12 protein-coding genes and 1 tRNA gene are annotated in these 12,556 nt (G+C 63.4%); 6 read left to right on the top strand and 7 right to left on the bottom strand.

Annotated features, from left to right (window positions below; translation table 11 throughout):
• Positions 1-36 precede the first annotated feature (36 nt).
• Positions 37-228, top strand: a complete 192-nt coding sequence (locus tag FGW20_RS02970; RefSeq protein ID WP_301676605.1) for a hypothetical protein — start codon at positions 37-39, stop codon at positions 226-228.
• Positions 229-236: 8 nt separating this feature from the next.
• On the opposite strand, the gene FGW20_RS02975 is transcribed toward FGW20_RS02970, so the two are convergent.
• Both FGW20_RS02975 and FGW20_RS02980 read right to left on the bottom strand, forming a co-directional pair.
• On the bottom strand, positions 237-2,105 hold the full coding sequence (locus FGW20_RS02975) for a PAS domain S-box protein (RefSeq protein WP_301676606.1): 1,869 nt from the start codon (positions 2,103-2,105) through the stop codon (positions 237-239).
• A gap of 392 nt (positions 2,106-2,497) precedes the next feature.
• Positions 2,498-2,582, bottom strand: a tRNA-Ser gene (locus tag FGW20_RS02980).
• A gap of 51 nt (positions 2,583-2,633) precedes the next feature.
• Between FGW20_RS02980 and FGW20_RS02985 the strand changes: the two genes are divergently transcribed.
• The gene (locus tag FGW20_RS02985; protein ID WP_301676607.1) at positions 2,634-2,837 is read left to right on the top strand and encodes a thiamine S protein; all 204 of its coding nucleotides are present in this window, start codon (positions 2,634-2,636) and stop codon (positions 2,835-2,837) included.
• Position 2,838: 1 nt separating this feature from the next.
• On the opposite strand, the gene thsA is transcribed toward FGW20_RS02985, so the two are convergent.
• From thsA to FGW20_RS03010, 5 genes are all read right to left on the bottom strand, one after another.
• Complete coding sequence (gene thsA, locus FGW20_RS02990) at positions 2,839-4,428, bottom strand: thermosome subunit alpha (protein WP_301676608.1); 1,590 nt, start codon at positions 4,426-4,428, stop codon at positions 2,839-2,841.
• Between the two features lie 201 nt (positions 4,429-4,629).
• On the bottom strand, positions 4,630-5,244 hold the full coding sequence (locus FGW20_RS02995) for an orotate phosphoribosyltransferase-like protein (RefSeq protein ID WP_301676609.1): 615 nt from the start codon (positions 5,242-5,244) through the stop codon (positions 4,630-4,632).
• A 21-nt stretch (positions 5,245-5,265) separates the two neighbouring features.
• Positions 5,266-5,721: an NOB1 family endonuclease gene (locus tag FGW20_RS03000; protein WP_301676610.1), complete on the bottom strand. Its 456-nt coding sequence runs from the start codon at positions 5,719-5,721 to the stop codon at positions 5,266-5,268.
• A complete protein-coding gene (gene rtcA, locus FGW20_RS03005; protein WP_301676611.1) occupies positions 5,718-6,704 on the bottom strand; it encodes an RNA 3'-terminal phosphate cyclase in 987 nt (328 codons plus the stop codon). The genes FGW20_RS03000 and rtcA overlap by 4 nt, the downstream gene beginning before the upstream one ends.
• A complete protein-coding gene (locus tag FGW20_RS03010; protein ID WP_301676612.1) occupies positions 6,691-7,548 on the bottom strand; it encodes a ribose-phosphate diphosphokinase in 858 nt (285 codons plus the stop codon). Before FGW20_RS03010 ends, rtcA begins: the two co-directional genes overlap by 14 nt.
• 81 nt (positions 7,549-7,629) lie before the next feature.
• Between FGW20_RS03010 and lonB the strand changes: the two genes are divergently transcribed.
• From lonB to FGW20_RS03030, 4 genes are read left to right on the top strand one after another with little or no spacing between them, the layout of a single operon-like run.
• Positions 7,630-9,567, top strand: coding sequence for an ATP-dependent protease LonB (gene lonB, locus FGW20_RS03015; protein WP_437178568.1), 1,938 nt, complete (start codon positions 7,630-7,632; stop codon positions 9,565-9,567).
• Between the two features lie 6 nt (positions 9,568-9,573).
• On the top strand, positions 9,574-10,902 hold the full coding sequence (locus tag FGW20_RS03020) for a TldD/PmbA family protein (RefSeq protein WP_301676613.1): 1,329 nt from the start codon (positions 9,574-9,576) through the stop codon (positions 10,900-10,902).
• On the top strand, positions 10,899-12,191 hold the full coding sequence (locus FGW20_RS03025; protein ID WP_301676614.1) for a TldD/PmbA family protein: 1,293 nt from the start codon (positions 10,899-10,901) through the stop codon (positions 12,189-12,191). Before FGW20_RS03020 ends, FGW20_RS03025 begins: the two co-directional genes overlap by 4 nt.
• Complete coding sequence (locus tag FGW20_RS03030) at positions 12,192-12,455, top strand: pro-sigmaK processing inhibitor BofA family protein (protein ID WP_301676615.1); 264 nt, start codon at positions 12,192-12,194, stop codon at positions 12,453-12,455.
• Positions 12,456-12,556 lie beyond the last annotated feature (101 nt).

Below are 12,556 nucleotides of genomic sequence, written 5' to 3' on the forward strand. Positions count from 1 at the left end.
AGCGGATGCTCCAATGAGACGGAGGCAAGGAGAGACATGAAAAAGTTCCATATAGAACTGACCGGGTTCATCGAGCTGGACACCGACCAGGAGCGCGACGCACGGATACTGGCCGAGCGGATTCTTGAGGAAATTCGCTCCGTCTTTTCCGGGCACGGCGCGATACAGGACTGCGACGTCGGGATAGGCCAGGTTACGGAGCAACCACTCACCCGGAGCTACAGGTAGGCTGGACGTCACTCCTGGTCGTGCCGCCGAAGGAACGCGCGAACTTCCCGCGACTCCACCCATCCCCGATCTAACTGCCTGATGTACTCGTTGATCCGCTCGACCTGATCGTGGATAACCGCCGACGTCTTCGGATCGTCGGCCAGGTCGGCCATGCCGAGGATCACCTGCAGGGGCTGGCGTATGTGATCGCCGAGGACGGCGAACTGCTCGATGTTCCGCCCGATCTGATCGAGTACCTGCCGGTTAAGCTGCTCGTTTTGTTTCCGTTCGGTGATGTCTCTTCCCACCGCCTGGACGCCGACCACCTTTCCATGCTCAATGATCGGGGATTCGCTCAGCTCGACGAAGGCCGTCGTTCCGTCCTTTCGGCGGAACTCGACTTCGAGCCCCTCGACTGATTCGCCTCTCGCCATCTTCTTCTGCCCCTCCTCCCACGCGGCGAGCGATACGAGGGTGACGTAGTCGCGGCACTTGCAGCCGATGAGTTCGGCGGGGGTATAGCCGAGGATGCGGGTCACGGCCGGGGACATGTAGGTGATCCCCTGGTCGTGGTAGCAGGTGTAGATCATATCGAAACTCCGCTGTGCTATCTCGCGGAACTTTTCCTCGCTCTCCTCGAGCGCCTCTTCGGCCGTTTTTCGCTTGATCCCCTGCGCCAGGACGTTTGCGGCCGCCTGGACAAAGTTGATGTCGTCCTGGGTGAACCTGCGCAAAGTTCGGGTATGGACACCGAGCACCCCGTACGGTGCCTCGTCACCCTGGATGATGACGCTGATGCCGCTCAGGATCCCCTCGTTTCGCAGGAGGGCCGGGCCCTGGAACCGGGTCTCGGCGTCGAAGTCTTCGACGATCACCGGCTTGTGGGAGAGAAGGGTGTACCCCGCCTGGGAATCCGTTCCTCCGTTCACTTTCTCGGTACCGATCCGGACACTGTCGAACCCCACCGCCGCTTCGAGGATGAAAAGATCCTCTTCTGGCAGATAGCGGAGCACTTTGGCGTACTCGACGCCCAGGTGCTCCGCCACCGCCCGGACCACGGCGTTCATCAGTTCGGGAGGCTCCACCCCTGCGAGAGCGAACTGGCCGAGGTCCGCGATGGCTGCCTGCTGCGCCGCCCGGACGGCGGTGAGCCGCTCGGCCTGTTTTCTCGCGGTGATGTCGAGATTGATTCCGGCCCAGAGGACGATGTGGTCGCTCCCGTTCCGGATGGGAGCTCCCCGGGAGAGGATGGTATGGTGCTCCCCATCGACGCCTCGAACCCTGAGTTCGCGGTCCCACCGGCACTCGGTATCGATACACTGTCTCCAGTCAGAACACGCTGCTGCAGCATCCTCGACCGGGATGCACTCCAGCCATCCGGCGTGCCGGCACTCCTCGATCGTCCTTCCCACCAGTTCGAGGAACGAGGGTGAAAGGTAAAGCACGTCGCCGTCCGGCTTGCAGATCCAGATGCCGTAGGGCACCAGTTCCCCGACGGCGGTAAAGACCGACTCGGCCCTGATCCGTGGCCTCTCCTCCTTACGTCCGGTGACATCCTGGAACCGTACAAGCCTCTCCCCGGAGCAGGGCTCGGCGGAGATTACCCGGCAAGAGAACGAGAAACGGCGCACCTCGCCGGTGGAGGTTCGCATCCGGCAGGCCTCGTGCGCCACCTCCTCCCGGTTCCGGAGTGCGTCGATTAACCTTTCGGCGGAGTCCCTCTCCTCGAAGAGCGGTGCAAGGTGGCGGGCGATGAGGTCGCCTATCTCCATGCCACGGGCAGCGTTGTTGTCGACACCGAACGTCTCGTGAAATGATCGGTTCAGCCACACAACGGTTTTAGCCCGGTCGAGAATGGCGGCAGCATCGTCCAGATCGTCAAAGCAACGGTACACGGAAGTTCTCCCTCAGCCGGTGCGGAAGCCCCGGGTGGGGTGCCGTATATCAATACGGTTTAATCAAGTTCATAAACCTTGTCTTTTGGAAATATCCCGGGCCGGCTGTGGTACCGGCGTTTCAGGGTATGTCGGGCTCCGGGTGCGCAGTTCTGGATCTGCGCTGGAGAGCCCCGGAGGATAGGGCAAACGAATCTGAATCTCATGGGGGTGAAGCGCCGGGGGAGCTCGCCCCCGGGAGTTCCCGCCTCATCATCTATTCATGTTCGGTTAGGGGGGTCAGCGAGGATGTCGTGCAGGTGATACCGGCGATGCCGGTTCAAGAAGAAGTCTGGCATGTTGCGTACAGGGAACTGAGGTGAACTGCTTGAACATTAAACTCTCAAAACGGACGCCGAGGGGGAGATTTGAACTCCCGAGGTGCCGAACACCAGTGGCTTTCGAGGCCACCGCCTTCCCGGACTAGACTACCTCGGCACAGAATCAGCCTAGAGTATTTAGGCTCTACGGCTATAATAGTATCGAGTTATGCTCTGTCGATTCACCCTCATCCCGGACGGCGGCGCACTGGTCTACCGCGGGCGACCGGGCGACACGTATGAGACCGCCCTCCTCTCCTTCGGGCTCAATCCGGATACGGCGCTGGTATTCTGCCGCGGCCGGAGCGTTCCGCAGGACGAAGAAATAACGGAGGAAGAAGCCGGGATATTCCTGGCCTCTTCGCGCGGGTGAATTACTGTGCGCCCGGCTGCCCGGACTGGGTGACCATCATGTCGTCGACACGGACGAGGAGCATGGCTGTCTCGGTCGCGCTCTTGATCGCCTGGGTCTTCACCCGCTGGGGTTCGATGACCCCGGCTTCGAGCATGTCGATGATCTCGCCGGTGTAGACGTTGAGTCCGGCGTACTTCGCGCCGTCGGTGTGGGCCTTTCGGAGAGCTACGGTCTTGTCGATCGTGTCGAACCCGGAGTTCTCCGCGAGCGTCCTCGGGATGGTCTCAAACGCGTTCGCAAACGCTTCGATGGCAAGCTGAGCGCGACCTCCGACGGTTGCGGCGTAGTCGCGGAGGCGCAGCTGGAGCTCGGTCTCGACCGATCCGCCGCCGACGACGAACTTGCCGTCCTCGATGGCGTCCTGGATGACCCGGGCCGCATCGTAGACCGCGCGCTCGAGTTCGTCCAGCAGGAGCTGGGAGGTGCCCCGCAGGAGGATCGTGACGGCCTTCGGGTTTTCACACCCGGAGATGATCGTCAGGTCGGCGTTGGGAATTTCCTCGGCCGCTTCGGCGTGGCCGAGCGTCTCCTCGGTGAGTTCCTCGGGCTTGTTGACGATGCTGCCGCAGAGCGCTCTCGCGGCGAACTTCATGTCGCCCTCGTTCACGTCTTCTATGGCGTAGATGCCATTCTTTGCCAGGTAGTACTGCACCGCATCGGCGATCCCCTTCTGGCAGAGGACGACGTTCGCGCCGGCGGCAACGATCTGCTCGGCAAGTTTCCGGAGTGACTCGCGCTCCTGCTCGGAGAACGCCTGCATCTGGTCGGAAGTGGTAATCTTGATCTTCGACTTCACCTGGGTCTTCGTGATCTCGAGCGGCTGGGCGAGCAGGGCGACTTTAGCGTCCGTGACCGCATCAGGCATCTGCTCGAAGACGCGCTTCTTGTCGATGACAATACCCCGGATCAGTTCGGCGTCTTCCATTGAGTCGCCGACCTGCTTCTTGATCTTGATGTCGTCCTCGTCCACGACGTAGGTGTCCTGACCGGTCTCGGTCGCGACCTGCCGCACCGCGTCCACCACGATGTTGGAGATCTGGTCCTTGATTCCCTCAATGGACTTTCCGGTCATGGCGGTTCCGGCGAGTTTGACGAGGTTCTCCCGGTCGTCGGCACCGACGGCGACGGACAGTTCTTCGAGGATCGCAAGAGCCCTCTCCATGCCGAGCTGGTAGCCGTTCGCGATGATGGTGGGGTGCAACTCCTGGCCGAGCAGCGTCTCCGCTTCCTCCATAAGCGACCCGACGAGCACGGTCGCGGTCGTGGTGCCGTCGCCGACCTCGTCGTCCTGGGTCTCCGCGACCTCGACGATCAGCTTGCCGCCGGGGTGCTGCACGGACATCTCGTGCAGGATGGTTGCCCCATCGTTCGTGATCACCACGTCACCGCTGGAGCTGACCAGCATCTTGTCCATTCCCCTGGGGCCAAGCGTCGTCCGAACGGCAGCCGCAATTGCCTTTGCAGCCATGATATTCGAGCGCTGCGCCTCGAATCCACGAGTGCGCTCAACATTATCCCGTAATATATAGATGGGCTGTCCAGCAAGCATTGTATAATCCTCCTTTGCTCGTTAGGTTTGTTCAGAGGTTCTATATATACTCGTCGATAGGGCCCGGCTTTCCCGGGATGCACATGCCGTTTGGCGGCGGCGGATCGCCTACCGGGTGATGGCACACGCCGGGTACTTCTATAGGCGCACCTGGAAGGCAGGCTCCAGGAGTGTGCCGGAAAAAAAGCGTTGCCCGGGTCTTCACCCGAGCCTCGATATCACGAAGAGTGAATGAACCGGAACCCCGTCGACCTCCCGGACACCCCGTTTGTCGAAGAGCGACCAGACCGCCATCGGCGTGGCTCCGTGCTGCCGGAGGAACGCTATCGTCTCGGAGAGCGTCGTCCCGGTCGTGACGACGTCGTCGACGATGATGCACCGCTGTCCGGTGATCGCGGAGAAGGTGCCCGAGAGCGACCCGGTGGGCGTTTCGCTCCGGCTGTGCTTCGCCGGGAGGTAGACCGCGAGTTTCAGCCCCTCCTCTGCGGCGATGAGGGTGGCGAGCGGGGCGCCCGACGGCGCGATGCCGACGACCGTGTCGGGGAGGTCGTCGACGGCACGCACGACGCTTCCTTCCGCCAGGTAGAGGAAGCTTTTGAGCATCATCATCGCCATGTCGTTTAAGAGCACGCCGTGGCTCCCTACCGCCGCCCAGTCGATGTGGACGTCTTTTGGGGCCTCCATGCCCTTCTGCTGGGTGAGCAGCCAGGTGACCGTCTCCATCGAGAGACCCAGCTCGTCGGAGATCTGGCCGGGGGTGTGCCCTTCTGCCTGGAGCGCTTTTGCCTTCGTGATCAGCTCTTCGAGCGCGGACATGGAGAAAAGATCTCCGGTTGATTATTTAAGCTTTCTTTTGATTGGTGCGCCACAGATCGCGCAGTCTCCCGGCTCCTTCCAGTAGCGCCCGCACCCGCTGCACCGGTAGCGCCACCGGATCTGCCGGGCGGGCCGTTGCCTGATGCTCCGGGTCTCGACGCCGAGACGGTGAGCGACGTTCTGGATGGCGAAATCGTCGGTGACGAGGACGGCCGAGAGTTCCAGCGCGAGTGCAAGGATATCCCGGTCGGTTCCGGAGAGCACCCCGCTATCCCCCGTCCGGAGTGCGGCCGCATCCACCCGTGCCAGATCCTCCTCGCGCGGTTCCCGGACCCGGAGCCCCGCGGCCGTGAGAACCTCAAACCGGCACTTCGCGTGGATGTCGGAGAGTTCCGCGACGACCGACGCTGTTGTCCAGGCTTCGCTCTCGACCGGAATCTCCGCAAAAAAGAACGAGGCGTCGAGGACAAGCGTCATGCAGAGAACCTCACGGTATCGTTCTTCCGGCACCGGATCGTGTACCCGAAGGTTGAAAGGAGAGAGCCTGCGGTCTCTGCGTGCATCGAGAGGGTATGAGTGCTGTACTCCCCCCCGTAGAGGGCGAGGTAGACGAGGAGCTGGTCGGCGAGGTGGACGTCGACCGTGCCGGGGCTGCGGCATTCTTCAGCGAGGGCCCGCGCCGCCGCCCGGCCCACCTCTTCGGCGGGAAGCCCCCGCCTCCCGAGCGCGACGGCGCCCTTTGCGCCGTTCCACGCCGTGACCGAACTCCCGACGCTTGTCCCGCCTTCGCGGGGGTCGAGGTCGGCGGTGCAGGGGAGCCCGAGTTCCCGGTTCAGGAGATCGCGCGCGGCCGTCGCCTGGCGCTCCACGACGTGCGTCGGAAGGCCGGCCGAGCAGGACACGATTCCGCAGTCTTCCTCCTCTCCCTCCGGGATCGCGATCGGGTCCAGGCGGGCCGGTTCCACCCGGACGTGTACCCGCCCTCCTCCCCGGGGGTAATACCCCCTTTCGAGCACCGTGATCTCGATCAAGGCACCAGCGCGGCGGAGCACCGGCGCGAAGACGTGCTCCAGGTAATCGATGGTTGGGCTCCACAGCACCTCGGTTCCACCCGAGACCTTGATGCTCCCGCCGGCGGCGAGGGCGACCGGGAGCCATGCCTGGACGATCAGGGGTATGCTCCCGGCGGTGCCGGGATCGATCGCGAGGTCTCTTTGCCGGATCCGGCCGGGGGTAAACGAGATCTCCCGGCTCCCTGGCGTTAGACCCGTGCATTCCGCGTCGCAGGTCCCGGCGACCGCCCGGACGGCAGCGACGTGCTGGGGGGCAAGCCCGGGGTTCTTCCGGTTCTGCCGGATCCTCGTCACGGTGACCGGTTCGGTGGAGATCGCCGATAGAGCGACCGCCAGGCGGAGGATCTGCCCGCCCCCCTCGAGGTGTGATCCATCAACGGTGAGCATCTTCCCTGATCGCGGTGACGATAGCGCTTGCAGCCGATATGAAACTTGAGGCGTTCTCGTAGGTGTCACTGGAGACGACCGAAGAGACTCCCGCCGCCCGCAGGCGGGTGTAAGCGCCACTCGTGAGCACCCCGTGGACGCAGGCAGCGTGGATGGACGCGGCCCCCTGCTCCCGGAGCATGCAGGCGGCGGTTGCGAGGGTTCCCCCGGTGGATATGATATCGTCCACGATCACGACGTCCCGTCCGGCGGCATCGATGGTCTTCGGGGCGATCCTGACCTCCTCTCCCGAGAGCCGGGTCTTTTCGAGGTGGTCGCAGTCCCACCCGCCGACCGCCGCGACGTCCGAAGCGAAGTCGATCGCGCCCTCGTCCGGGGCGAGAACCAGGGGTTTTTTCAGGCGCAGGTCGCCGATGTACCCCCCGACGGCCGGGGCGATGGTGACGTTCTTCGCCGGGACGCCGAAGTGGCTCAGTACACCCGGATCGTGGATGTTGACGACGTAGACTCGCTCGACGCCGGCCGAGAGGGCCCGTGCGACCGCCCGGGCGCTTATCGGTTCGCCCGGGGAGAAGCGCTTGTCCTGCCGCGAGTAGCCGAGATACGGAACCACCAGCGTGTTTCTCGATTGATCGGCGGCATCGATCGCGAGAAGGGTCTGCATGAACATATCGTTGTCTACGATGCTGCTGACGATCAGGGTCTCGTCGTCCAGTTCTCTACACTTAAGATACAGTTCCCCGTCGGGAAATCTGGTAAATTTTGTCTCGACCAGTGGGGTCCCCAGTTTTTCGGCAACGCGGGCTGCGAGAACCTGGGACCGTTCCGTGCTGATTATTCTCATGGATCACCTTTGCTAGAAAGTATTTGAACGAGGATGAATAAATTATATAAGTACCAGCGCAGCAAAGAGGTAAACTCGACGATGGATTCGACGCCAACAAAAGAAATCCCCAACATAGATCTCACGAATGACGAACTGGAGGAGACTGAAGTCTTTTCCGGTCTTGAGATGAGCGCATCGTCGGATATCGACGTACCCTCGAATCTCATCGACCAGGTCATCGGCCAGGAGCACGCCGTCGAGGTGATCCGGAAGGCCGCCGTCCAAAGCAGGCACGTGATGATGATCGGCACCCCCGGAACCGGCAAATCGATGCTGGCGAAGGCAATGGCCGAGCTCCTCCCGAAAGAGGAACTGCAGGACATTCTGGTCTACCCGAACCCGGAGGATAACAATAATCCCATCATCAGGACCGTCCCTGCCGGCCGCGGGAAGCAGATCGTCAACGCCCACAAGGTGGAGGCACGGAAGAAGATCCAGATGCGGAGCACCCTCGTCATGCTCCTCATCATCGGTATCATCGGCTACGCGATCATCACCTACCAGTGGCTGATGGGCATCGTCGCCGCCGCGTTCGTCTTCATAGCACTGAAGTATTCGATGCCCCGCGAGGAGGCGATGGTCCCAAAGCTCCTGATATCCCACGACACGAACACCATGGCGCCCTTTATCGACGGCACCGGTTCGCACGCGGGCGCCCTGCTCGGTGACGTCCGGCACGACCCCTTCCAGAGCGGCGGGCTTGAGACGCCTTCCCACGACCGTGTCGAGGGAGGGGCCATCCACCGTGCGCACGGGGGGGTGCTCTTCATCGACGAGATCAACACCCTCACCCCCCACTCCCAGCAGAACCTGCTGACCGCGCTCCAGGAGGGCACCTTCCCGATCACCGGACAGAGCGAGCGCTCGAGCGGCGCGATGGTTCGGACGGAGCCGGTTCCCTGCCGCTTCGTGATGATCGCGGCAGGCAACCTCGACGCCATCCAGGGGATGCACCCGGCGCTCCGGTCGCGTATCCGGGGCTACGGCTACGAGGTCTACATGCGCGAGACGATGGAGGACACCCCGGAGAACCGGAAGAAGTTCCTCCGGTTCATCGCGCAGGAGGTCAAGAACGACGGGAAGATCCCCCACTTCGACCGCGCGGCCATGCTCGAGGTGCTCCGCGAAGCCCGGCGCCGCTCGAACCGGAAGGGCCACCTGACCCTGAAACTCCGTGACATGGGCGGGCTCATCCGGGTGGCGGGCGACCTCGCCCGGCAGGAAGGTGCAGAGTTCACCACGGCAAAGCACGTCCTTGCCGCAAAATCGGCCTCCCGCTCGATCGAGGACCAGATCTCCGACGAGTACATCCGGCGGAGCCGCGACTACGACATCACCGTCGTCGAGGGCACCCGGGTGGGCCGGGTGAACGGGCTTGCGGTGATGGGGAGCGACTCCGGTTCGGTGCTCCCGGTGATGGCCGAGGTGACCCCGAGCCTGGGAGCGGCCGGCACGGTCATCGCGACCGGTATGCTGAAGGATATCGCAAAAGAGTCGATAACGAACGTCAGCGCCCTCATCAAGAAGTTCACCGGCAAGGACATCAAGAACATGGACGTCCACGTCCAGTTCATCGGCACCTACGGCGGTGTCGAGGGTGATTCGGCCTCCGTGACCGTGGCGACAGCGGTGATCAGCGCCATCGAGAACATCCCGGTGCGCCAGGACGTCGCGATGACGGGTTCGCTCTCGGTCCGGGGCGACGTTCTCCCCATCGGCGGCGTTACCTACAAGATCGAGGCGGCGGCAAAAGCCGGGATCAAGAAGGTGATCATCCCGCGGTCGAACCTCGAAGATGTCCTCATCGAGGATCGTTACCGCGCGATGATCGAGGTGGTGCCGGTCGACCACATCGAGGAGGTTCTCCAGAACGCGCTCGTCCCCGAGAACCGTGAAGGGTTCCTCTCGAAGCTCCGGAAACTGGCGGTCAACCCGCCCGGCATCTTCGACCCGAACGTCGGGCGCTCCGTGGTCTGATAGCCTATGGCTGAAGTGCGCTACTATGATATCCGGTGTGTCCGGGGCGAGATCACTCTGGTCGATATCGACAACGGGGTGGTCGAGTCCGCGGGCACTTCATTTTTTGACAAAGCCGTGATCCGGGTGCTCGGATCGAAAGGCTGGGGCATCCTCACCCGCGATCACGTTGATATCGATTCGAAACGCGAGGTTGAGCGTCTCGTCGAGGCGGCATCGCGCCTCGCAGCCGTCACGGAGGATCACCTCGACCTTGCCGACGCGCCGCGCGGCGTGCTCCCGCCCCTCCCTCTCAAGGAAGACCCCCGGGAGGTCGATCTCGAGGAGAAGACCCGGCTGCTTGCCGGGATCGAGGAGGCGGCACGCGTCTCGGGGGTGGGAAACACCCGGGCGCGCTACACCGAGGGGATTGACTCGGTCCGGTTCCTGGATTCGAGCGAAAACGAGTACTCCTATGAGGCCGTCCGGTCCGGGTTCTCGGTCGTCGCCATCGCCTCGAAAAACGGCGTGATGCAGATGGGAAGCGAACGCGATCACATTGCCACCGGGTTCAACCTCCGTAACAAGCAGGATCTCGGGCGGAAAGCGGGCGAGGTCGCGGTCTCCCTGCTCGATGCGAAGATCCCGAAGGGCGGAACAAAACGTGCGGTGCTTGACCCGGAGCTTGCGGGCGTCTTCACCCACGAGGCGGTCGGCCACGCGAGCGAGGGTGATCTCGTCCGTGAAGGCGCATCGGTTCTCGGGGGGAAGATCGGTGAACGGATCGGGTGCGAGGCGCTCGTCATCGTCGACGATCCCTCCCTCCACGAGTTCGGGTTCATCCCTGTGGACGCCGAAGGCGTCGCGGTAGAGCGCACGGAGATCGTCCGCGACGGCATCCTCGCATCCTACCTGCACAACCGCGAGACCCTCGCGGCGGTCGGGAACGGTATCCCCGGCCACGCCCGGTCGGAGCACGGGGCGCCGCCGATCGTCCGGATGAGCAACACCTTCATCGAGAACGGCGACGCGGCCTACGACGAGATCCTCGAGGAGTGCCGGGACGGCATCCTGCTGATTGGATCAAGGGGTGGGCAGGTCGACCCCGGCCGCGGCGTCTTCCAGTTCAACGCGGAGTACGGCTACCTCATCGAAAACGGTGAGAAGGCCGGTATGGTCCGGGACGTCTCGCTCTCGGGCGAGATCCTCTCAACGCTGCATAACATCGTCCTGGTCGGCAACGACCGGAAGATGAGTCCGGGATACTGCGGAAAGGGTGGCCAGAGCGTCCCGGTCAGCGACGGCGCGCCTCATCTCCTGCTTGCGGACGCAACCATCGGGGGGCGCGGCGAATGAACGGCGAAGACCTGATCGAGAAGATTCTCCGTGAGGGAGAACGCCGGGCGGACGAGATCGAAGTCTTCTACGCCCGGGGACTGAGCGTCGGCACCGAGATCAAGAAGGGGATCCTCGGGAACGCCGAGGAGTCGGAAGCGTGGAACATGGCCGTTCGGACGGTCAGGGACGGGCGGATAGGCTTCTCGGCCACGAGCGACCCCGACCGGTGGAAAGAGTGCCTGGATGCCGCGCTCGCGAGCGGGCGGCTCGCCACCCCGCAACAGTGGGGGGGGTTCCCGAAACCGGCCGATCTCGCGGGCACCCCCTCCGCGGCCGACGGAGATCTCGTCGTCGCGGTGGAGGATGCGGCGACGATGGTCGGCGATCTCCTTGCCGGTGCCGCGGAGCATCCGGTGGAGGTCGTCGGCGGGGGTGCGGACCTTGCCCGGTCGTACCTTGCGGTCGCGAACTCGAGCGGCGTCTTCTACGGCATGGATCGGACGGTGGCGGCGGTCTCCCTCGAGGCAATCCGGGAGCAGTCTACGGGTTACGAGTTCGACGCCTCCCCGTTCCTTGCCGATATCGATGCCCGGTCGGTCGGGGAGCGGGCCGCCTCGCTTGCCGCACGCTCACTATCGGGGCGCGATATCGAGACCGGCCGCTACGACATCGTCCTCTCCCCGGTTGCGGCTGCAAGCCTCATCGGGCAGGTTCTCCTCCCGGCCCTCTCCGGGCGGAACGTGAAGGCCGGCCGGTCGTTCCTTGCGGACAAAGTCGGGGAGCAGATCTTTGACGAGCGCCTCTCCGTCTACGACGATCCGTTTGCTCCCGGCCTCGGGAGCACCGCCTGGGATGCGGAGGGGACCCCGACCCGGCGTCTGGTCTTCGTGGGACAGGGCGTGCTCCAGCGGTTCGCCTATGACCTCAAGACCGGCTACCGCTACGGCGAGAGGAGCACGGGGAGCGCCGTCCGCTCCGGAGGCGAAGGCCCCGGGATCGGCGTGCACAATCTCTTCATCGACGGCCCGCGGGTAAAAGAGCCCGGCGACGAGCGGGCGGTCTGGATCCACGACGTCGTGGGCGCCCATACCGCGAACCCGTTCTCCGGCGACTTCTCGGTGGAGATCTCGAACCCCTTCTGGATGGAAGGCGGGGAGACGGTTGAGCCCATCCGGACAGCGATGCTCTCCGGGAATGTCTTTGAGATGCTCGCGGGTATCGGAGGGCTCGGAAATGATGCAAGGCGCGTCGGACGGCTGACGATTCCATCAATACGGTTAAATAACCAGCAAATCATTGGTAAATAAATGATGGAAGAGATCCTCGCCATCCTTCTCGCGGTCGCGATAGCCGCGGCGCTCTACTACCTCATGAAGAAGGCCATGACGCTCGTCGTCAACGCCATCGCCGGGCTCATCACGCTCGTGCTCCTGAATTACTTCAACGTCCTCGCGTGGTTCGGCGCTCCCGACATCCAGATCAACCTGGTGACGGTTCTCATCTGCGCCCTCGGAGGGCTGCCGGGCGCCCTGGTTCTTGTCCTGCTCCACCTTGTGGGGATCGCGATCTGAGGAGGGTTTTCGACCGCTTCTTGCTTTTCGATGCCCTCCGTCAACTCACGCGAAGCCGCGAAATCGCGAAGTCCACACAGGTGTCGATCGTCCATTTCGCG

The sequence above is a fragment of the Methanoculleus methanifontis genome, from assembly GCF_030464365.1.
Classification (GTDB): Archaea; Halobacteriota; Methanomicrobia; order Methanomicrobiales; family Methanoculleaceae; genus Methanoculleus; species Methanoculleus methanifontis.